The organism is Paenibacillus yanchengensis (assembly GCF_042684845.1).
GTDB lineage: Bacteria > Bacillota > Bacilli > Paenibacillales > Paenibacillaceae > Pristimantibacillus > Pristimantibacillus yanchengensis.
The window spans coordinates 82,250-103,811 of sequence record NZ_JBHUMH010000061.1 but is presented as its reverse complement, the minus strand read 5'-3'; the positions used below and the strand labels follow the sequence as shown (position 1 = coordinate 103,811).

Sequence of the window (21,562 nt, the reverse complement as noted above, 5' to 3'; positions counted from 1 at the left end):
TAATATTGGAATCCCTTGCTTTTGATCAACGCCCCACAAACCGGTGAGTGCCGATCTCTTTTATAAAAGTGAGACTATTCCAGTAGGAACCTGATGTCACTTTTGGATTGTAAAAATAAAGTGCCCCTTTGACATTATTCTCTCCTGCCATAGCTGCTTCAGCAGCCTGCCATGCCTTTTTCCCAGGAGTCGCCTTATCCAGTAACCCATTATGGGCTGGAGGGAACTGGTTCGGTGCATAAACGACACCTTTGATCGTGTTAGGAAACTGCTTATCTTTCACTCTATTCATTACAACATTGGCAACAGCCAGCTGCCCTGCATATGATTCCGCTCCCGCTTCCACTTGCACAATTTTCGCTAGTAACAGCAGATCTTGTTGCTGTTTTTCTTCTGCTCGTGCTTGTGCGGCAGCTTTAGCAGCAGCTTCTTCCTTTGCCTTCGCGGCGGCTTTGGCTTTCGCCTTTGCTTCCGCTTCAGCTTTTTCTTTTTCTTTCTTTATTGCTGCAAAATAAGGCTTGGGATCTATTTTCACTTCCATAATTTCCGGAATGACTACCTTCAAAGTTTCTCCCGCTTTTATATCAGTAGCTCGCTTCAAATTATTGCGCTCAAGTAACAATTCCACCGATGTATCGTAACGCTTTGCTAACTCTTCAGGTGTATCTAATTCGCTCAACGCGTGTACAGTATTTTGCTTAAAGCTTGCCACTTGATTCTCTGCATCCCAGCTGACATCCATATGCAAAAACTCCGCTAAATGTCGAATCGGCAAATAAATTTTCTCGTCTTCAATCGATGGAACGACGCCCATAAAGTAAGATTGATCATTAAAAATCATATAAGGGTTATCCGCTCCAAACACAAGTCGCTCTCCAAGAGCTGATATAATCACAATCTCTCGCTTATCATTCACCCATTCCATTGTTGCACCAAAGTAATCAACAACATAACGTGCTGGCACGAACACTCTGCCATCTTCCACTACCGGAGGCTCTTCAAAAACAAGCGGCTGATCATTCAATAAAAGTGTAATCTTGGATGTAGCAGAAAAACCCTTTTCTCCTTGCTTCTCCTGACCAAATGCTTGAATCGGAGTAACTAATAACAAAATACAAATTAGTCCAACAAAATATAATTTGTTCCTTCTCGTAAATTTCATTCTCATTAAATCCATCTTTGTACATTCCACTCCTTCGTTTCTGCGTTCTTAACGAATAGTGGTATGTTATCATAATTAGACAGACAGGGTAGCAATTCTAAAAGAATTCCAATGAAACAATATGATTATTTGTTCACGTTCGTTCTCGACTACTTCTCCGCAGCGTCTTCCATCGCTTTTTTCATTTGGTCGTAGCTAATTGCTCCGGTATGGTTACGGGTAACGGTACCGTCTGGGGCAATAATAAGCGTTACCGGATAAGCTCGCACCCGATAATCTTTAATTATTTGACCAGACTCATCCAATACGACTTGGAACGTCAATTCACTATCGTAAATATACTTTTCGACTTGTTTCATCCCACTATCTTGACTTGTAGAATTTACGGATAGAATGACGTATTTCTCTTCATCTAATTGTTCATGTAGCTTTTGGACATGGGGCATTTCCGCTTTACACACCGAACACCACGTTGCCCAAAAGTTAAGTAACACCGTTTTTCCACGATATTCTGCTAGCTGCACTTCTTTTCCAGTTAAATCCACCGTTGTAAAATTGGGAGCAGTCTGTCCAACTCGTACGCCAACATTTTCAGCTCCGCTAACAGCAGTAGGTACACGCAACTTTAATTCCACTTGTTCATAGGCAATGTAACCGATCAAGCCTGCTACGAGAAGCACACCAAACAACTGAGGTACTGCTTTCTTCGTCAATTGAAATGCCGGTCGCATAAGAAGCAAAGCCAGTACTAATGAGAGAATAAGTAAGACATAATGCGTCAGTGTCACCACTTGCCCCCAAACAATACGAGACAAACTAAAAATAACAAGCCAACTTGATACATATAGCAACATATTTTCGATGGCAATTTTCCAATTAGAGTGCTTAAAGAAACTAAGTAGCAAATAGATGCTACCGATGACTGCCGCTAGTACGAAACCAGCGGTTCCACCATCAAAATAAAGAATAGACTGCCAATTAGCAGCAAATGACTTCAAATCAAATACGATGTAACTACCTTTCCAGACAATAATCCACAACAGCAACGTATTCCAGGCAACAGAGCTAAATTGTTCCTTGTAGTCTGCTTCTTTATTACGAAACGTAATCAATAGCGCCGCAATCGCACCTGCCACTAAGTAAACGAGAAGATCCGAATTTAGTACGAATGAGCCTATTTGCAAATTATCCATTACTTCTGTTTCCCTCCTAATAATGCCATAGAGAGCAATGAAAACACCCTTACATAGATGGGATGCTATCTTGTTTTTTTCACTATTTTATTTGCACTTTTTTTTGTGTTTGTTTACTGCGTAATTGTCCGCAAGCAGCATCAATATCCGTACCATGCTCTAAGCGAACACTGCAACTAATCTGTTGTTTTTTCATGACATCATAAAATTGACGAATGTCTTCCTTACTACTTCGCTCATATTGGCTATGTTCATCCACTGGGTTATAAGGAATTAAATTAACGTTAATATGTTTTTTTCGAGGATGCATCAGCTCTGCTAATTGTAGTGCATGTTCTGGCTGATCGTTAATACCTCTGAGCAAAATATATTCTATCGTAATTCGTCTATTCGATTTTGTCGTATAATAATCCATCGCATCAAACAATTTCTCTAACGGATATGCTCGATTGATTTTCATTATTCTCGTACGCAATTCATCATTCGGTGCATGCAAAGAAATCGCCAAATTGACGTTCAGATCACTATCGGCAAATTGCTTAATTTTCGGTACTAATCCACTCGTAGATACTGTAATTCGCCTTGCCCCTATCGCCAAACCTCGATGATCCTTCATCACCCGAACAAAGTTAGACACATGGTCATAATTATCGAATGGCTCGCCAATCCCCATTACGACAATATGACTCACTTTTTCAGACTCACCACGTTGATCCAAAAAGAACTGTACTTGCATTACCTGTTCCACTATTTCCGCACTCGTTAAATCACGACTTTTCGCCAGCAATCCACTCGCACAAAAACTACAACCGATATTACAACCAACTTGCGTCGTCACACATACCGACATACCGAACTTATGATTCATCAGTACCGTTTCGATCAAATTACCATCGTGTAATTTGAACAAAAACTTAATAGTGCCATCACTTGATTCTTGTCTCGTATGCTCCGTTAATGTTTCTGTTATAAAATGTTCCTGCAACAATTGTTGACAGCTATCGTTTATTTCTGCCATAGCTGGAAACTGTCGCACTCGCTCCCGATACAACTGCTCCCATACAGCGCGTGCTCGCGAACGTTTATGACCATATTGTCCAAGCCAACTTTCCAGCTGCTCTAATGTTAATCCATATATTGACGCTTTACCCATCTCTTATCTACTCTCCAATACTGCTAGTTCTGCTGTTATTTTCGCAAACTTCACTATAGAAAACAAGTGTTTACTCAAAACAACAATTGACACGATTCAATTCTGATTCATGCTACGATAGTTTCTCCACTCTAAGTGATGAAACACGTATCATATAGCTACTATTGCAATAACTAACAACAGGGGCAGTAAGATGCCACCAAACTTCATACCAGCAAGTATCGACCAACAAATAATAACAGGTAGCAGTATCCAAAAACGAACAATGCTGTTCGCATACGATTGTATCACGATCGACCATTTGAACTGCCCAATAAACGATTCCTGCATCCACGATGCTTTTTGCCAATTTATCCAGCTCCAAGCAACGATAAGTAATAATGGTAATAAAACGATGGCTCCTTTACTCGGTACCAATACTAGTGCCACTGTACTAGCTGACATGAAACCTAGATAACTTTGTAAATACGTTAGCTCCCGTACAAACGATTTTATACGCATTTCTGCCAACATAACAGCCGGATGAGAAGACTTAAATATTCGCTCAGACGAGCGCCACACTAATGGGCGACGAAGAGTACTTATCTTTTTGACAGATACAGATTGACTAATTAGTATTTTCGTTGATGATAGTTGCGCAGATAAGCTCCGTTTGACTTCATGATCCATCCGCAAAGGCAACCGCCATATAACAATTGAACACACAATCGCTAACAAACTAATCATGATGAATAAACTATAACGTATTATCATTGTTGACATGATGAGATAATTAGGTAACAAAATAACGATAATTGCTTGTATAAGAAATAAAATCGTTAATGCGATATACTTCATTATTCGATTATAATTAGCGCTGATCCCATGCTCTAGCGTAGCGACTATCATTTGCAGTAACCAGTTCACGATCCATAATAGCCATATTTGCTCCAAATGCAATTGTTCTATTCGTATTAAGTACGGTAGAGCAATAAGGAAAGGCAACACTAAACGTAGTGCCCATACACAATAGGAATAAATATAGCTCCAACCTTTTAGCCCAGCCAACCAACTTTTTCGTTGCATCAAAAATAGACGATCTGCTGCTTCTACAAATATGCGAAGTCGTCCAGTAGCAATAATAAGCGCCATGATCAATTGCAATATATAAATAGTATTTATACTTTCTAGTGGGGCCGATATATCTCTTGTCCATAATTCAAGGTACATCCCAATCCCTATGACAGCAGCAGGAATAATAATGTAAAGCCATACTGTCCAGTCCAAACTGGTCCGCCAAGCTTTCAAATGAACTACAGCGTTTGCTATCAATCGTTGACCGAATATACAAAATACTTTCATAGCATCACTTCCTTTATTGAACCGTTATTCCGTTAACCGATCAAAGCATTGCAATAATGTCGCTTGCTCGTCCATTTCGGCTAAATGTTGGATTTGCGAAAACGTTCCCTCTGCCACAATCGTCCCCGTATGCAACAATACGAATCGGTTACATATTTTCTCTGCTGTATCAAGCACGTGAGTACATAATAACACTCCGGCGCCACGTTGTTGCTCCATCGTTAGCAGCGCCAGTAAATCAATCGTTGCCCTTGGATCTAATCCAACAAACGGTTCATCGACAATATAAACATCAGGTTCCAGCAAAAAAGCAATAATAAGCATTAACTTTTGCTGCATTCCTTTGGAAAACTGCCCTGGATAATGATGTACTTTACTTTCAAGCTTAAATAACGTCAACAACTGTTCCGCTTTTTGCTTAAATTGCTGTTGTTCTATTTCAAAAGCTGCCGCAGCTAGCTCCAAATGCTCCCATAACGTCAAATAATTATAGTAAATCGGTTGCTCTGGTACATACGCGTAACGTTGCTTCGCTCCGCCAATGTGTACTTTGCCTTTTTTGTAATCTACCAAATCAAGAATCGCTTTTATTGTTGTACTTTTACCCGCTCCGTTCGGACCGATTAATCCAACCATTTCTCCTTCTGCCACTGTTATATCTATGTTGTGAACGATTGGCTTACCAAGCTCATATCCCGCTTCTTCTAGTTGGACTTGTAACACTTCTCTCGTCAATCTAACAACCTCCCATAGTGAACAGCTATTATGAACAGGAAACATGTCAACTTCCCTAATTATTACTAGTACGTTCCGTCTCCCTATTTGTAACAAAAAAAACAGAAGCACAAAACAAGATGATTATTACATCTTGCTTTGCGCTTCTTTGCATTTATATTATTTTATGAATGAGATTCAACCGATGCTTGTCCTGTATGAAAACTTAACGGTTCATTATCGGAAAACAGATCCGGGTACTTATGCAACAACTCGCTAATTTGCTCCGTTAATTTAACAGTATCACAAACCCACATCAATGCATCACCCAGCTGTGCCCGATAGATTGCACCTTGCTGCTCTAACAATTGTTCTACTTTCCAAAAATGCTCCGACCATGATAAACCGCAATGTCGACGCGAAGGAACCGATATTTCTGTACCATCGGGCAAAACAGTAATTAACATTTGATGATCATCGGTCATTCTACCAGGTATATCCACCCACTCTTCAATACCATGAATAAACGTATTCCGCTTCTGATCAACTCCGACTAGAATAATCGTCGCCTGACGATCAAGTAATCTACCCCAAGCCGAATTTCGATGACATGGCGTATCCCATCGCTCATCACCGGCAACAAACTGCTCTGCATCAGTACCTAAAGCAGCAACGGAGTGGGTAGGGTGCAGAGAACGATGTACCCCTGACCGCTTCCGAAATAACTCCGGCAATATACCAACACATACGGGCGAAGTCTCTACGTAATAACGTGGATTATCAGGATTAATATCTCGCCATGTATGTGTCGGCAATACTAGTAATCCATCCTTCATATATTCCGATAATACATCAAGTACAGTATCTGCTCCACCATCCACATCTCCAATTTGTTTCATAGACGAGTGCATGAGTAACGTTCCAGTACGATCAATGCCCGCTTCTTCTAACTGCTGTAACAAACTATCGCTTGTATGCATAGCAATTCCTCCTATCCTTCTGCAAACAACAGCCTTTCTAACTCAAGTGGCTCTATATATTGTCCATCTTTATAAGCTCTCATATTTCCGCCAGAAATTTCGTCGATCAACATTGTTTCTCCTGTTTGACCATGGCGACCAAATTCCAGCTTAATGTCATATAGTTCAATGCCCTTTTTAGCCAACTCAGCTTTAACAATATCACTAATCTGTTTCGTCAACCTTTTTAATTGGGCATATTCCTCGTATGACAAAATATTTAACATCGCTAACCCATCTTCGCTAATCGGCGGATCACCACGTTCATCATCCTTCAACGTAACTTCCACAAATCCATCGAGTGACTGCTCAGACTGAGCATACATGCCATAACGACGTAAAAAACTACCAACTGCACGGTAACGGCAAATCACTTCAAGCCCATTTCCAAACACTGTAGCAGGAATAACAGTCATTGTCGCTTCACTCAAGTCGCTATCAATAAAATGGGTGGGTATATTTTGCTCTTGCAGTTTGCGGAAAAAGTACGTCGTCATATTCAGACCAGCTCTTCCGGCTCCCTCCATAACTAGCCCAACCGTATTAGCACCTGGGTCGAATACTCCGTTTTCACCAGTAACATCATCTTTAAATTTCAACAAATAGTTCCCGTTATCCAACTCAAAAACATCTTTCGTTTTACCAGAGTAAATGGTTTTCATTATGGCTTAATCCTCTCTCAATGAAAATGGATGTTACAAATTACGCTATATAATAATACCATAGAAATAAAATGAATGAAATGAAATGACTATCACTTATCTTTTTCTGGGCACAAAATAACAACTTGGTTAATACTATATAACAGATATCTAGCTATAAGAAAGGGCGTGACCTATTCGTGAGCACTTCAAGCAATGCCATTCACTATATGGCAACTGCCAATACTGCTGGTGGACTTACTAACGAACTAGCTTCTTCTCTACAAGAAATCGATCATGTCGTTGAACTAAAAGGTACGATGCATCAATCTATTTCCATCCTATTACAGCTCATCGCTACACAAATGCAATCCCAATCCACCTGTTGGTTTCTCCATCATCCCCTGCAAGCTGACTTGTTAGACGGTATTGTTTTCCCGGAACTACGCACTGCTATCCTCTATTCAAATCCACACGATAGTAGCACAGCGATTGATTGGTCTGAAAAATTATTGTTTTCCTATCATTTAGATCAAGCGTGCGATCAAGAAAAATTACTGACTCATTCCAAAAAAACGGAGCAGCTTGCGCAACAAATCATTAGTGCAAAAAATGAAGCCTACACGCTACTAGCGACTGCTCTACGCATCCACGATGATTGGGAAGCTCTATATCGACCATATATCGATTTCGCGAAAACGAATCAAGTTACTGAAGACTATTTACACTTATTATTTGCTAATGCTACACCAAAAACTACGACTCCCCGGCAAGTTGTTCGGTTACTCGGTACAGCAACCGCCGAAGGTGCTGTCGATTTCGTTCCATCGATAACCGCTGGATTACAAAAGTATCATTTGAAGGGACGCGCCGGGTCAGGAAAATCAACAATACTGCGAAAAGTAGCTGCTCAAGCAAATGCGCTCGGTTACGATAGCGAAGTATACCGCTGCGGGCTTGATTCCGCTAGTATTGATATGGTCATCGTCCGTGAATTGAATTTCGCCATTTTTGATAGTACACCACCACACGCCTACGTACCAGTTGCACCGGATATTACAATTGATCTATATGAGTTATGCATGCAACCCGACGCTGATAGTCAAATTGCTGAACCATTAGAAATCATTACAACACAATATAAAGCAATGATTAAAGCAGCTACAGCAAAATTAGAGGAAGCCGCCACATACAAGCGTGACTTAGAAGCGATATATGAACAAAGCTGTAATTATGAAGCTTTCAACACACAATTGCACACCATTTTAACAGATATCCACCAATCTATCTCTAACGTGTAATGGTTATTTCCCTATAGACTAACTGATTTCATCCAAAAAAGATTGTAACGTTCTTGTCATAAATGCTTCTTTGCGCCAAATAAAGACAGTTGTCACATCATCATACGGCGATGGCAGTGGATGTAGATAAACACTGCCTTCCGCCGCATATTGCTGCACAGATGATTCTGGAAGAACCGTAATGCCAATACCTGCCGCAACACTGCCGATAATTGTACCGAACGTTCCAAACTCCATCACTCGCTTCGGAACAATTCCTTGCAATTGCATCATACTTTCTAATCTTCCACGATAACCGCAACCTTTGTTATACAATAATAAAGGGACGATTGTTATATCCTCTAGCTGAAAATCAGCTTCTCTCGTTACAAACACTAATTTCTCTTGAATAACTTCTATTTGCTCCATTTGGGGGTGAGTAATCGGTCCAGTAACAAATGCTCCGTTCAATTTCATATCAAGAACAGCCTGTAGCAGCTCTGCTGTAACGCCAGTAGCAAGTGATAGGTCAACATCGGGATATTTACTATAATAAGCGTGCAAAATAGCTGGAAGGGCATGAACCGTTTCGATGATTCCAATATCCAATATACCCGATGGGGAAGTCGTAGGACTAAACATCAGCTTTACTTCATCAACTTTTTGCAATATATCACGAACGTGCTCCAATAGTTTTTTTCCATCTGCATTTAGAACCATACCTCGTTTATGCCGTTCAAACAGTAACGTTTGCAGTTCCTGCTCTAATCGTTTAATTCTCCCCGTTACATTAGATTGTACATAGTTCAAATTTTCCGCCGCTTTACTGACACTTCCTGTTATGGCCACCTGCTCAAATATAATAAGGTCATTCAGTTCCATTACTGCACCTCGCTAATCGTACTTATAAAAGTATTTAACAAAAACAGATTACGTCCATAATATCATTAATAATGATATTACTCATTAGTTTTAATCATTTTACGTTTAAGTTTTTTGAGCATACCATGTATAGTGACGAAAAAAGAGCGTAATAACGCTGTCGGATTAGTATTTAACCATTTTATTACTGACACAGGAGCGAAAAAAATGAATAAACGAACGATGTGGATGGGTGCTGCACTTTGCCTCATCGCCAGCATTTCTTGGGGTGCTATGTTTCCGGTATCACATATCGCTTTGCAACAAATTGATCCCTTTTATTTTTCCTTTATACGTTATTTTTTGGTGGCTATTATTTTAACCGTGTTGTTGTTAGTGAAAGAAGGAAAAAAGGCATTTAAGTTAGAAGGTAAAACGTGGCAGTTGATCGGTTATGGAACACTTGCTTTTACAGTTTATAATATGTGTATTTTTGCAGCACAATCGATGATGGGCGAGCCGGGCAGTATTGCCGCTTCCATTTCTGAAGTATTAATGCCTATGATTTCTGTCGTCATCGTATGGGTTGCCACGCGAAAAGCACCGAAACGCTATACGATAACAAGTGTACTTCTTGCATTAGTAGGAGCGCTGTTAGTTATTACCAATGGAAAAGTAGCTTTCTTCCAAAGTTTGGGTCAGCATATTTTACCATTATTGTTAATGGTCATCGCAGTCGTGAGTTGGGTATTTTACTCTATGGGTGGCGAAAAGTTTGCTAGCTGGTCTACGCTTCGTTATTCTACATTAACTTGCATATTTGGCAGCATCATTTCTTTCGTTGTAGTCAGTGTGGCATCGATCAGTGGTTTGCTAACACCACCAACCGTCCAAACGTTATTTGCTATTAAATACGAAATGGCCTTTATGGTTCTTATCCCTGGTCTAGTTGCATTGTTAAGCTGGAATTTAGGTATTAAAATGCTTGGATCGATTAACGGTATTTTATTTATCAATGCTGTTCCTATTACTACTTTTATTATTATGGCTTTTCAAGGATATAACATTAGCGCATTTGAAATTTACGGTACTGCCTTGATCATCTTTGCACTTGTTCGTAATAATATGATGCAGCGTAAAGCAGATGTTATCGTTGACCAAAAGCAAACATTACAACGCAGATATGAACGAAAGTTATCAGCATAATACAACTACGGCTACGTTTTATTAAAATAACAACGTGGCTGTTTTTTTATATTTTTCTTTTTTTCACAAAGAAGCTTCTCGCCACAAACCGAACAGGCTATAATAGATAGTGTGTTTAAATCGAATGCAGTAAAATAATCTTTGTATCGTTGCGTCCCTTCAAGGAGGATATTATGTCTACTACTAAAGTGTTTTCTGGAACTTCCAATCGCAAGCTAGCCGAAAAAATATGTCATCGATTGGAGCTACCTCTAGGTGAAGTCGCTATTTCGAGTCATTCTAGCGGTGAAATTCATGTTTCTTATCAAGAATCTATTCGTAATTGTGATGTTTTTATTGTACAAGCACTGTCACATCCAATTAACGAAAAATTAGTGGAACTACTCGTACTTATTGATGCTGCAAAGCGTGGTTCTGCTCGTACCATTAATTTAGTTATCCCTTATTACGGCTATGCGCGGCAAGAACGAAAATCAGCTCCACGTGAGCCGATATCTGCCAAAATGGTTGCCGATATTTTAACAACCGTTGGTTCTAACCGAATCATTACGATTGATTTGCATGCCGATCCTATTGAAGGGTTTTTCAAAATACCAGTAGATCATTTGACTGCACTAGGGCTAATTATTAAATATTTGAAAACAAAAAATATTGAGAATCCGGTTGTCGTGTCTCCAGATGCTGGTCGTGCAACAACGGCGGAACAGTTGGCACTTCTGTTGAATTGTCCGTTCGCTATTATGATCAAAAATCGTCCGGAACATAACAAAGCTGAAATTACTCATATTATCGGTGATGTAGCAGGTATGACTCCGATTATTATTGAAGATCTAATCGACACTGGCGGCACCATCGTCAATGTCGTCAACACGTTAAAAAATAACGGTGCTAAAGATGCATACGTTTGTGCTACTCACGCTGTTTTTTCTGACAACGCGATGGACAGACTAGACCATCCAAATATTAAAGAAGTAGTTGTTACAGATACAATTGAATGGCTAGATGCACCCGATCGATTCGTTGAGCTATCCACTTCTGATTTGTTAGCTGAAGCTATTCGCATTATTACAAGAGGCGGTTCGATCAACACGTTACTACACGCTAGACTCTAGTACGAAGGGCTGTCCAATAATCCCCAAAATAAAAAGTTGGACGAGAAACGGTAGATTTTGATGCTGCACCGTTTTCCGTCCAACTTATTTATGTAGCTTACAGCTGCTATTGCAGAAAAGTAACAAGACGGATACCCGCTACTTTCCGTAGATTACGTGCCAATGAAGTTAAAAATTATATTCCAATTCATCCGTTCCATTATTTTTGTCTTTATTTTTATCTTTATACGATGTTTCGTATGAAACTTACTCTTCAACCTACTTTATACGCTCGTTTATACGATTTATCATACAAACCGCACATTTTCACCAGCTACACATACACTTTTATACGTTTTATCAAACAAACCGTACATTTCAACCGGCTGTACTTGTACGTTTATACGATTTATCGTATAAAATTTATCCTGTTGCGTTGTGTCGGATGCACAATCTCACGATAAGGTAGTTCAATAAGCTACGAACCCAAGAAAGCTTTAACCAAATAGCATTCGTTCCATATAAACACGAAGCTCTTAAATTAGCTTTCTAGTTACTGTTCAAAATTCAAACTTCCATATTCCTCAACTGCCATACTCCGTCCATTTTTACTAACTTTCTGAACAACCCCTTCTTTTTTTATTCGAATCCATCTCGGTTCTATTCCCCTGCTAACTACATAGATTAGGTATTGAGGCATTCGTTGTGTGTTATTTAAAGCGTCTTGCTGATAAGTACCACCCTCCATGCTACCTTGCTTGACTATAATAATTAGAGGAGTGATCGTATGTCACAACCAAACATTCCAGATATTACACCCGAGATATCCATCAATCGAGAGGATGTCATTAATTTAATCATCGCATCAATTGCTATGGAAGAAATGGGTTTAAGTCATATTATTAATGCCGAAGGAGAGAAGCTACAATACGTTTTAGGTACTTTACCTGGTAACAACTTAACACCGCCTGCCAGCATAAACGACATTTTGGCTGTTAACGAAAGCGTTCGGCAGACGTTACGAGAAATATCTCGCAAAGAACAAATCTTAAACGAAAAATTAGAAACTGCTTTGAGAGCTGAAATTAGAACACCTTAAAAGTGAAACTAATAAGCACCCTACAATCCTCACTCCTATCAATTATATTAGCAAACGTACCATCTACAACTTTCTTAATGATTGCCGTATTTATAAGCAGGATAATAGCACTACAAAGCGAACAGTATACGTAGATGGTACAATTATCGTTGCAAATGAGGTGATAGGATGCAAGCTTACAAGTTATTAATTGAAAAGCAACGTACGTTTGTCAATAAAGGACATATGCGTTCATATGCGGCTCGAAAAGTAGCTTTACAACAGTTGGCTAACACGATTCGTAATTATGAACAACAAATTACGACGGCACTGCATGCTGATTTGAATAAGTCTGCTTTCGAGGCGTATTCGTCTGAAATTGGTATCGTGTTAAGTGAAATTACTTTTGTCTTGAAAAGACTAGCTACATGGATGAAGCCTAAAAAAGTACGAACACCAATGACTCATTTGGGATCAAGTAGTTATATTCAGCAAGAGCCTTACGGTGTAGCTTTACTTATTTCGCCATGGAACTTCCCATTTCAATTAGCATTAAACCCACTGATTGGCGCAGTGGCTGCCGGCAATAGTGTCATTCTAAAGCCATCAGAATTAACACCACATACATCTAAGGTGATTACTGCTATCATCCAAGAAACATTTGCCCCTGAACATGTTACTGTAATCGAAGGCGGTGCTTCCACAAGCACCGCCTTATTAACAGAGCGTTTCGATTATATTTTCTATACAGGCGGCGAACAAGTTGGGAAAATTGTAATGGAAGCGGCAGCAAAACATCTTACACCTGTCTCACTTGAATTAGGCGGAAAAAGCCCTTGTATTGTGCATGAAGATGCTAATTTAGCTTTGGCAGCCAAACGAATAGCTTGGGGCAAATTTATGAATGCAGGGCAAGCATGCGTCGCTCCTGATTATATTTATATTCACCAATCTGTGCAGCAAGCTTTTACCGAACATTTAATACGTGCTATACAGCTACTATACGGCGAACAGCCATTGCAAAATGAAAATTACGCTCACATCGTAAGCGAACGTCATTTCGATCGACTAGTAGCAATGATGCAAGAACCTACTATTGCATATGGCGGACAGTATGACCGGACTACTCAAGCAATAGCACCTACTATTTTAACGGAAGTTTCACGTCAGCAACCTATTATGCAAGAAGAAATTTTCGGCCCTCTGCTTCCCATGCTAACATATGATGATCTCCATACCGTTATAACAGAAGTTAGACAACATGAAAAACCGCTCGCATTATATGTTTTCTCCGAAAGCAAACAAGTACAATCCTGTACGATGAATGAGCTTTCTTTTGGTGGCGGTTGCATTAATGATACGGTCTACCATTTCACTAATCCTTATTTACCATTCGGCGGTGTCGGCAATAGCGGGATAGGCGCTTATCATGGACAACATAGCTTTCAATTATTTTCTCATCAAAAAGCAGTGTTACGCCAGACGACAAAGTTTGATATACCGTTTCGTTATCCCAATTTAAAAAATGGATTGCGTTTAATTAAAATGTTTTTAAAATAGTTTACACGCAGCAATGAAAGGAGCTTATATGTAGCATGTTCATTTCACCTGAAACTAGTACTGTTGGCTTTATCGGGCTTGGCGTAATGGGAAAAAGTATGGCCGAACATATATTACAAGCTGGTTATCGACTACATGTATATACTCGCACACAAGAAAAAGCCCATGAGTTATTAGCAAAAGGCGCTATCTGGCAGCCCTCTCCACAACAAATCGCAGAAAACTGTGATGTCATCATTACGATGGTAGGCTATCCGCATGACGTAGAACAAATATATTTAAGTGAAAATGGTTTGGTATATCATGCAAAACAAGGAACATATCTCATCGATATGACAACTTCCAGCCCACAATTAGCGAGTCGCATAAATGAAGAAAGCAAAAAAGCCAAACTACATAGTTTGGATGCTCCTGTTTCAGGTGGTGATATTGGAGCAAAAAATGCTTCCTTATCTATTATGGTCGGCGGCGAGCAAGCAGCTTATGAAAGCATACTTCCGTTATTACAAATAGTGGGCAAAACGATCGTTTATCAAGGAAAATCTGGCGCTGGACAGCATACAAAAGTGTGCAATCAAATCGCTATCGCCTCCACGATGATCGGTGTCAGTGAAGCATTAGCTTATGCTAAAGCTGCAAATTTACAGCCTGAAACTGTCTTACAAAGTATTGCTACTGGTGCAGCAGGCAGCTGGTCACTTAGTAACTTGGGCTCGCGCATGATACAAAATGACTTTGAAGCTGGTTTTTATATTAAACACTTTATTAAAGATATGGGGATCGCTTTACAATCTGCTAATGAGATGAATTTACAAACGCCTGGGCTAGCATTAGCGGAACAAATCTACAAACAATTAGCCGAACTTGGCTATAACGAACAAGGAACACAGGCGATCTATTTGTATTACACGGAGCATCAATAAAAAGCAGCAGCCCTCTACTGATCACAAAAGATGCTACAATAGAGGGCTGCACAATGCTTTAATTGCTTCTACCTATTTAGTTTGTTGCTTTCTTTACGAACTCCGACTTTAACTGCATCGCACCGAAGCCATCAATTTTGCAATCAATATTGTGATCGCCATCAATTAGACGGATGTTTTTTACTTTAGTGCCTACTTTTAATACAGTAGAACTACCTTTTACTTTTAAATCTTTAATAACCGTAACTGAATCCCCATCCTGTAGTGGATGACCATGAGCATCGTGAATAACCAACTGCTCTTCCTCTACTGATTGTTCCGCTCCAGCAACCCACTCATGCGAACATTCTGGGCAAACTAACATATCACGATCTTCGTAAGTATACTGTGATTGACACGCTGGACAATTAGGCAATTGTGACATCTTTTAACCTCCTTCTCCCTACATTCACCTATCATAGTGCCACAGATACGCTATTAAGACAAATGACTACTTGAATTGTCACCATTGATCATCTCTACAAAACGAGTAGCAGCAATCGACAAAGGAACATTCCGCAAATAACATATCCCTATATTTCTGCTTGGAATTGGTTTCACTAACGGCACTTCAAACACTAATTGTTTATCTAAATAATCTAACGAAAATTGTTTAATAACCGATGCCACGCCCAAATTTATTTTTGCAAACTCTAATAGTAAATCATGTGAACCAAGTTCAAAAGCAGGCGCAAGTGATACGCCACAGCTAGCCATATATTCCTCGACATATTTACGTGAGTTAGATTTTGATTCCAAAAAAATAAGCGGCAGCTGTATGATCATATCCATCGTTTGTGACTGCTCCAGCAAGTATCGATACTGCTGACCAACAACGAATATATCTTCAATTGCATAACATGGCAGCTGCTCAAGCGCTGCATCCTCTAATGGCAAATTACAAAATGCAATATCCAAACTACCACTTTTTAGCGCACTACATAATTCCATTGTGGTAGCGTTCATTATTTTAAATTTGATGTTTGGATAATTGATATGGAATTTTTCTAAGTAACGCAACAAATAATAACGAGAAATCGTATCGCCGACACCAATCTTTAATTCGCCAATCGTCAAATTTTTGAACTCCAATATTTTTTGCTCACCGGTATGAATCAAACTCATGGCCGATTGGATATACTCGAACAATAAACGTCCTTCACTCGTAAGCGTAGCTCCTTTCGGACTGCGATAAAACAAACGAGTGTCCAATTCCCGCTCGAGCTGCATAATAGATTGACTAACAGCCGGTTGTGTCATAAACAATTGTTTGGCTGCATCCGAAAAACTTTCGGACTGAGCAACTTTTACAAATATGCGATACAAATCAAGTTTACTGATCATATAACCACCCCTTATAGGTATCATACATATTATTCATTTTACTTATACCAGCAAAATCATGTATATTACAAGTAGGGAATTAACAAATCATTCGTGTTTAGACTAAAATTCCATTTTATAGGGAGCGATTATTTTGGAAAGAGTTGTAGGAACTGTATCACGAGGATTACGGAGTCCGATTATTAATCAGGGCGATAACATTGAAGATATCGTTGTAAACTGCGTATTACAAGCTGCAGAAAAAGACGGCTTTACTATAAGAGATAAAGATATTGTCAGTATTACGGAATCTGTCGTAGCAAGAGCGCAAGGTAATTATGCGAACATTAACCATATTGCTGAAGATATAAAAAGCAAGTTTGGTGATGACACAGTAGGAGTTATATTTCCTATTTTGAGCCGTAATCGTTTTTCAACTTGTCTAAAAGGTATTGCCATGGGTGCAAAAAAAGTGATATTGATGCTTAGCTACCCAGCCGATGAAGTTGGTAATCACCTTGTCGATATGGATGAGCTGGATGTAAAAGGAGTGAATCCTTGGACAGATGTGTTAACAGAAACGGAATTTAGACAGCACTTTGGATATAATAAACATCGCTTCACTGGAGTTGACTATATTGAGTATTACCGCTCGATTGTGGAATCATGTGGAACAGAATGCGAAATTATATTTTCTAACAATCCAAAAACGATACTGGAATATACGACGAGCGTATTAACATGTGACGTGCATACTAGAGCACGAACAAAACGCATTTTGCTAGCAAATGGCGGAGAAAAAATTTATAACTTGGAAAATATATTAAATGCATCCATCAATAATAGTGGATTTAACGAACAATATGGTTTACTTGGATCTAATAAATCTACAGAAGATAGTGTGAAGTTATTTCCACGTGATTGCCAACCAATTGTCGATGGGATTCAGCAACGATTAAAAGAGATTACTGGAAAAACAATAGAAGTAATGATTTATGGCGATGGAGCCTTCAAAGATCCTGTGGGTAAAATTTGGGAGTTAGCAGATCCTGTCGTGTCACCTGCATTTACTAAAGGGTTAGAAGGTACTCCGAATGAAGTGAAGCTAAAATATTTGGCAGATAACAATTTTGCTGATCTACGCGGTGAGCAGCTACAAGAAGCTATTACAGCGTACATTAACAATAAACAAGAAGATCTTGTCGGGGCAATGGATTCTCAAGGGACAACACCACGTCAGTTAACCGACCTAATTGGCTCGCTGTCTGATCTTACGTCAGGTAGTGGTGACAAAGGAACACCGATTGTTTTTATTCAAGGATATTTTGACAATTATACATCATAGTACAAACCTTTATAATATTGAGTTACTTTACTTATTAAAGTATAATATAACTGCTAGCAGTTATTACTGTAAATAAGGAGTGTAACTACATGTCAAAACCAGTAATTGAAATCGGGATTAGCACTTTTTTGGAAGCAACAATAGATCCGGAAACCGGAAAGAAAATGAGCCATGCCAAGCGACTACAACACGCAATGGAAGAAATGATATTAGCGGATCAAGTAGGGCTCGATGTATACGGCATTGGCGAACATCATAGACAAGACTATGCCAGTAGCGCTCCAGCCATTATTTTAGCTGCTGCCGCTGCGACAACTAAACATATTAGATTAACTAGCGCAGTAACTGTCTTATCATCGGCAGATCCAGTTCGTGTGTATCAGGACTATGCAACGTTAGACGGTTTATCTGGTGGTCGTGCCGAAATTATGGCGGGACGAGGCTCGTTTATTGAATCATTTCCGTTATTTGGTTACAGCTTAGAGCATTACGACGAACTATATGAAGAACATTTGCAGTTGCTCTTAAAAATTAGAGAATCCGAAAAGGTTAGCTGGCAAGGGAAACACCGACCATCGATAGATAATTTAGGTGTTTATCCGCGAGCTGTTCAGGAGCCACTGCCAGTTTGGATTGCAAGTGGCGGCAGCCCAGAATCTGTCATTAGAGCAGGGCAGCTCGGATTGCCATTAGCACTTGCTATTATAGGTGGTATGCCAGAACGCTTCGCACCATTAGTAAAATTGTACAAAGAAGCTGGTATACAGGCAGGTCATGATCCAAATAAACTATTAGTCGCAACCCATTCCCATGGCTTTCTAGCCGATTCGGATGAAGTAGCGCAGCAACTATTTTTCCCGCCAACGCAAGCACAAATGAACGTCATTGGTCGGGAGCGAGGCTGGCCACCCTATACGTATGAATCATTTGAAGCTGCTTGTAGTTTGCGAGGTGCGCTATACGTGGGCGGACCAGAATATGTAGCAGAGAAAATTATTCTACTGCACAAAAACCTTGGTATTAACCGTTTTTTCCTTCACATTAACGTTGGTACAATGCCACATCAAGATGTATTGCGTGCTATAGAACTATTAGGTACCAAAGTGGCACCTATCGTTAGAAAAGCATTGCAGTAATCATGAAGACAGCACCGTACCTTGTTATACGTAGCCAGCATATGGTAGAGGCAGCCATATGCTGGCTGCCTTTTTTCATTGCCTCATCCTGCTCAAATACATCACCATTTCTTACACTACAAAAATACTTCTGGTGTTATAAATCCTGTTCTCTTTTCAAACCAGCGTCCTTGATCTAGTAGTTGATGCGTACCACGCTGTAACGTTGTTATTGGAACGTGGCTTTTATAGTCGTGCTTCTCTTTGTCCATTCCAAATATCCATTTATAAATCAATTCATGATCAGAATGACGACCTGCACAACGAATAAAGGAACCAGAAAAACGTACTAAATTAGATGTTTCTGGTAACATCTCCATTACTTCGTCACTAAGTAGCCAGCTGGAACAAACAAACCCACGAAACTTCATATCTGGAAAGTAGGTTTGAGCAAACGTAAATGCTGCTTCTAACGATGCCAAACAATCGTTATACTCCATTTTACCGGAAGCGGGGATATGAATATCAATCACCGCATCACCTGATTGTACAACATTCTCATAATTGGCGTAAGCTATTTCTACTCGCGTATTGGTTATATTACCCTTTTCATCAATGATGTTACCAGTGACTTGATGTTCATTTTCGATTAATGTAGTTTGAAATACGGCTTGCTGCTCGTTTGTTATAAAACCTTGCTCATCGACAAATAAGTTTCCTTCGGCAATTTTTAGCAGCAGCCCACTTTGACGATGCCGATAGATACGACTATTAAATGCAAACTTTCTACTATAAATATACTGCAAACGCCCAATTTGAAAAATTCTTCCTGTTATATGATTGGTCATCCAACGATAATCATCAATACCAACGCCACCAAACATCATCCGATAATTGTGCGCCCGCAAATCAATATCAGCTAACGTTGCAGCCATAATATGATGTGGAATTCCAAGCCTAGCATAGTACTGCTGTAAACGTGGAAAAGCTACCTTAGACACATACGCTAAATAACAATCTTTATCTTCTTCTAGTAGCGAATCAATCTCTGCTTTATGCTCCAAGTAACAATTCCAATAAGAAGTGGTTCCGCTTTCATCAAAGAGTAATTGCTCTAATCGTTCCGTCAATTGCAGCAGCCACTCATTCTGTTCTATTAGCTTTCCTGTTCGAATGATTGCTGTTTTCAACGGTTCGTCTGATATATAATCTAATAAATCATCCACGATAACTATATTCGCCCCTTTGCACACCATAGTCTGCCTATTACTGATGGTTAGATTATACAACAGTTTATCCCATTTGGTAATATCGAAAAACAACGCAAAAAACAACCACAGTGTAGGTTAGAAATATAAAATAAACAGTTTTTTCCTCATTAGAGTATAACGATTCTATTTTGTTAATGAAACTAATTCAAATAAATAATGGAAGGTAATTAACTAATAGTGAAGAAACAAGTTCATCACCTTAACTTGGGATTGATTTATTGTTATACATTCAAAAATGAACTGTTTTAGTATAGGTAATAGTGGAAACTATGGCGGTAAGACGGAAGCGCTCGACAGGCTATGTGTAATGCTATATTCTTAATTCCAAATCTTAAATCCTAAATGTTGACTTCTTACTTGTTACGAAGAATAATCACCTTATTTACCCAATAAACGCCCTTTTGAAAATATAAAGAAGATTTATAACGTTAATGATGCCTGATACCACTATTTGGAGCTCCTTTTCCACACTTAAGACTTAAAATCTTCCTTAGAAATTATTTTACCTCGATATTCATCATTTAGCGATAAAATTCTTCTTTAGAATGGAAGGTAGCAGGGGATTAGCCCTTTTAAACCGGTGCAAGTGCAATTAATGAAGGTAATAGTATTTATGTACGCTTTAGATCATGATTTTCGCCTCATTTAAATTCTATTCCTTGTGACTATTCCCAAATCAGTTTAAAATACATATATAATAGTGATGACGCAATGAAATGTGCTGTTGTAAAACCACGATGCTAACCTTGCAAAAGGTAGGAACAGGAGGGGTACTATTGAAAGCGCATGAAATAATGATACCAAACGTGTTCAAAGTGAAGGAAAATGACACGATACGTATGGTTGTCAAAAAGTTTATCGATCATAATATTAGTGGGCTACCAGTCGTTAATGAACAAAATCAAATTGTTGCCTTTATTAGTGACGGGGATATAATGAGTTATATTGGTAAGCATGATGATATTATCCTCGATATGTTTTTCCTAGTTAGTTATTTTCAAGGTGATGAAGATAATTATGAAGACCGCATTAAGGAAGTATTAGATGTCAACGTTATGCGACTAGCAACGAAAAAAATAGTAAAAGTACAACACGATACCGATATAGAAAATATTGCGACTATGTTGGCTAAAAGACAAATTAAAAAAGTTCCAGTAGAAAAAGATGGTGTATTAGTAGGAGTAATTAGTCGCGGTGACGTTATCCGTCAATCATTCAAAGGATTATTAGATGATCAATAATAAATA

20 protein-coding genes are annotated in these 21,562 nt (G+C 39.1%); 9 read left to right on the top strand and 11 right to left on the bottom strand.

Annotated features, from left to right (window positions below; translation table 11 throughout):
- Positions 1-25 precede the first annotated feature (25 nt).
- From ACFSTH_RS18080 to ACFSTH_RS18050, 7 genes are all read right to left on the bottom strand, one after another.
- Positions 26-1,177, bottom strand: a complete 1,152-nt coding sequence (locus ACFSTH_RS18080) for a cell wall hydrolase (RefSeq protein ID WP_377774699.1) — start codon at positions 1,175-1,177, stop codon at positions 26-28.
- 134 nt (positions 1,178-1,311) lie between these two features.
- Complete coding sequence (locus tag ACFSTH_RS18075) at positions 1,312-2,355, bottom strand: TlpA family protein disulfide reductase (protein ID WP_377774697.1); 1,044 nt, start codon at positions 2,353-2,355, stop codon at positions 1,312-1,314.
- 82 nt (positions 2,356-2,437) lie between these two features.
- A complete protein-coding gene (gene rlmN, locus ACFSTH_RS18070) occupies positions 2,438-3,508 on the bottom strand; it encodes a 23S rRNA (adenine(2503)-C(2))-methyltransferase RlmN (protein ID WP_377774695.1) in 1,071 nt (356 codons plus the stop codon).
- Positions 3,509-3,658: 150 nt separating this feature from the next.
- Positions 3,659-4,849 carry an ABC transporter permease gene (locus ACFSTH_RS18065; RefSeq protein ID WP_377774693.1) on the bottom strand — a complete coding sequence of 397 codons (1,191 nt, stop codon included), beginning with the start codon at positions 4,847-4,849 and terminating at the stop codon, positions 3,659-3,661.
- A gap of 24 nt (positions 4,850-4,873) precedes the next feature.
- Positions 4,874-5,629 (bottom strand): ABC transporter ATP-binding protein, encoded by a 756-nt coding sequence (locus tag ACFSTH_RS18060; protein WP_377774691.1) that lies wholly within the window; start codon positions 5,627-5,629, stop codon positions 4,874-4,876.
- A 119-nt stretch (positions 5,630-5,748) separates the two neighbouring features.
- Entirely contained in the window at positions 5,749-6,543 is a 795-nt protein-coding gene (locus ACFSTH_RS18055; protein WP_377774689.1) for an AAC(3) family N-acetyltransferase, read from the bottom strand.
- Positions 6,544-6,554: 11 nt separating this feature from the next.
- Positions 6,555-7,244 carry a phosphoribosylaminoimidazolesuccinocarboxamide synthase gene (locus ACFSTH_RS18050; protein WP_377774687.1) on the bottom strand — a complete coding sequence of 230 codons (690 nt, stop codon included), beginning with the start codon at positions 7,242-7,244 and terminating at the stop codon, positions 6,555-6,557.
- Positions 7,245-7,423: 179 nt separating this feature from the next.
- On the opposite strand from ACFSTH_RS18050, the gene ACFSTH_RS18045 reads away from it, so the two are divergent.
- Positions 7,424-8,524, top strand: coding sequence for a hypothetical protein (locus ACFSTH_RS18045; RefSeq protein ID WP_377774685.1), 1,101 nt, complete (start codon positions 7,424-7,426; stop codon positions 8,522-8,524).
- Between the two features lie 18 nt (positions 8,525-8,542).
- Here the strand turns inward: ACFSTH_RS18045 and ACFSTH_RS18040 are convergent, their stop codons facing one another.
- Complete coding sequence (locus ACFSTH_RS18040) at positions 8,543-9,385, bottom strand: LysR family transcriptional regulator (protein ID WP_377774683.1); 843 nt, start codon at positions 9,383-9,385, stop codon at positions 8,543-8,545.
- 207 nt (positions 9,386-9,592) lie between these two features.
- Between ACFSTH_RS18040 and ACFSTH_RS18035 the strand changes: the two genes are divergently transcribed.
- From ACFSTH_RS18035 to ACFSTH_RS18015, 5 genes are all read left to right on the top strand, one after another.
- A complete protein-coding gene (locus ACFSTH_RS18035; RefSeq protein ID WP_377774681.1) occupies positions 9,593-10,570 on the top strand; it encodes a DMT family transporter in 978 nt (325 codons plus the stop codon).
- Between the two features lie 173 nt (positions 10,571-10,743).
- Positions 10,744-11,682 carry a ribose-phosphate diphosphokinase gene (locus ACFSTH_RS18030; protein WP_377774679.1) on the top strand — a complete coding sequence of 313 codons (939 nt, stop codon included), beginning with the start codon at positions 10,744-10,746 and terminating at the stop codon, positions 11,680-11,682.
- Positions 11,683-12,448: 766 nt separating this feature from the next.
- Entirely contained in the window at positions 12,449-12,760 is a 312-nt protein-coding gene (locus tag ACFSTH_RS18025; protein ID WP_377774677.1) for a hypothetical protein, read from the top strand.
- A 168-nt stretch (positions 12,761-12,928) separates the two neighbouring features.
- Entirely contained in the window at positions 12,929-14,299 is a 1,371-nt protein-coding gene (locus ACFSTH_RS18020) for an aldehyde dehydrogenase (RefSeq protein WP_377774675.1), read from the top strand.
- A gap of 35 nt (positions 14,300-14,334) precedes the next feature.
- Positions 14,335-15,222, top strand: coding sequence for an NAD(P)-dependent oxidoreductase (locus tag ACFSTH_RS18015; protein WP_377774673.1), 888 nt, complete (start codon positions 14,335-14,337; stop codon positions 15,220-15,222).
- 76 nt (positions 15,223-15,298) lie between these two features.
- On the opposite strand, the gene ACFSTH_RS18010 is transcribed toward ACFSTH_RS18015, so the two are convergent.
- Complete coding sequence (locus ACFSTH_RS18010) at positions 15,299-15,646, bottom strand: zinc ribbon domain-containing protein YjdM (RefSeq protein ID WP_377774671.1); 348 nt, start codon at positions 15,644-15,646, stop codon at positions 15,299-15,301.
- A gap of 53 nt (positions 15,647-15,699) precedes the next feature.
- Complete coding sequence (locus ACFSTH_RS18005; RefSeq protein ID WP_377774669.1) at positions 15,700-16,605, bottom strand: LysR family transcriptional regulator; 906 nt, start codon at positions 16,603-16,605, stop codon at positions 15,700-15,702.
- A 133-nt stretch (positions 16,606-16,738) separates the two neighbouring features.
- Here ACFSTH_RS18005 and ACFSTH_RS18000 point away from each other — a divergent pair, with 133 nt between their 5' ends.
- Positions 16,739-17,929, top strand: coding sequence for a coenzyme F420-0:L-glutamate ligase (locus ACFSTH_RS18000; RefSeq protein WP_377774667.1), 1,191 nt, complete (start codon positions 16,739-16,741; stop codon positions 17,927-17,929).
- Between the two features lie 89 nt (positions 17,930-18,018).
- Positions 18,019-19,065 (top strand): LLM class flavin-dependent oxidoreductase, encoded by a 1,047-nt coding sequence (locus ACFSTH_RS17995; RefSeq protein ID WP_377774665.1) that lies wholly within the window; start codon positions 18,019-18,021, stop codon positions 19,063-19,065.
- Between the two features lie 116 nt (positions 19,066-19,181).
- Here the strand turns inward: ACFSTH_RS17995 and ACFSTH_RS17990 are convergent, their stop codons facing one another.
- A complete protein-coding gene (locus ACFSTH_RS17990) occupies positions 19,182-20,270 on the bottom strand; it encodes an acyltransferase domain-containing protein (RefSeq protein WP_377774663.1) in 1,089 nt (362 codons plus the stop codon).
- 821 nt (positions 20,271-21,091) lie between these two features.
- Between ACFSTH_RS17990 and ACFSTH_RS17985 the strand changes: the two genes are divergently transcribed.
- A complete protein-coding gene (locus ACFSTH_RS17985; RefSeq protein WP_377774661.1) occupies positions 21,092-21,556 on the top strand; it encodes a CBS domain-containing protein in 465 nt (154 codons plus the stop codon).
- The last annotated feature ends 6 nt before the right edge of the window (positions 21,557-21,562 follow it).

Excerpts from the sequence above, each read along its gene's own strand:
- ACFSTH_RS18080 (WP_377774699.1), bottom strand. The coding sequence starts at position 1,177 with ATGGATTTAATGAGAATGAAATTTACGAGAAGGAACAAATTATATTTT.
- ACFSTH_RS18075 (WP_377774697.1), bottom strand. The coding sequence starts at position 2,355 with ATGGATAATTTGCAAATAGGCTCATTCGTACTAAATTCGGATCTTCTC.
- rlmN (WP_377774695.1), bottom strand. The coding sequence starts at position 3,508 with ATGGGTAAAGCGTCAATATATGGATTAACATTAGAGCAGCTGGAAAGT.
- ACFSTH_RS18065 (WP_377774693.1), bottom strand. The coding sequence starts at position 4,849 with ATGAAAGTATTTTGTATATTCGGTCAACGATTGATAGCAAACGCTGTA.
- ACFSTH_RS18060 (WP_377774691.1), bottom strand. The coding sequence starts at position 5,629 with ATGTTTCCTGTTCATAATAGCTGTTCACTATGGGAGGTTGTTAGATTG.
- ACFSTH_RS18055 (WP_377774689.1), bottom strand. The coding sequence starts at position 6,543 with ATGCATACAAGCGATAGTTTGTTACAGCAGTTAGAAGAAGCGGGCATT.
- ACFSTH_RS18050 (WP_377774687.1), bottom strand. The coding sequence starts at position 7,244 with ATGAAAACCATTTACTCTGGTAAAACGAAAGATGTTTTTGAGTTGGAT.
- ACFSTH_RS18040 (WP_377774683.1), bottom strand. The coding sequence starts at position 9,385 with ATGGAACTGAATGACCTTATTATATTTGAGCAGGTGGCCATAACAGGA.
- ACFSTH_RS18035 (WP_377774681.1), top strand. The coding sequence starts at position 9,593 with ATGAATAAACGAACGATGTGGATGGGTGCTGCACTTTGCCTCATCGCC.
- ACFSTH_RS18030 (WP_377774679.1), top strand. The coding sequence starts at position 10,744 with ATGTCTACTACTAAAGTGTTTTCTGGAACTTCCAATCGCAAGCTAGCC.
- ACFSTH_RS18025 (WP_377774677.1), top strand. The coding sequence starts at position 12,449 with ATGTCACAACCAAACATTCCAGATATTACACCCGAGATATCCATCAAT.
- ACFSTH_RS18020 (WP_377774675.1), top strand. The coding sequence starts at position 12,929 with ATGCAAGCTTACAAGTTATTAATTGAAAAGCAACGTACGTTTGTCAAT.
- ACFSTH_RS18015 (WP_377774673.1), top strand. The coding sequence starts at position 14,335 with ATGTTCATTTCACCTGAAACTAGTACTGTTGGCTTTATCGGGCTTGGC.
- ACFSTH_RS18010 (WP_377774671.1), bottom strand. The coding sequence starts at position 15,646 with ATGTCACAATTGCCTAATTGTCCAGCGTGTCAATCACAGTATACTTAC.
- ACFSTH_RS18005 (WP_377774669.1), bottom strand. The coding sequence starts at position 16,605 with ATGATCAGTAAACTTGATTTGTATCGCATATTTGTAAAAGTTGCTCAG.
- ACFSTH_RS17995 (WP_377774665.1), top strand. The coding sequence starts at position 18,019 with ATGTCAAAACCAGTAATTGAAATCGGGATTAGCACTTTTTTGGAAGCA.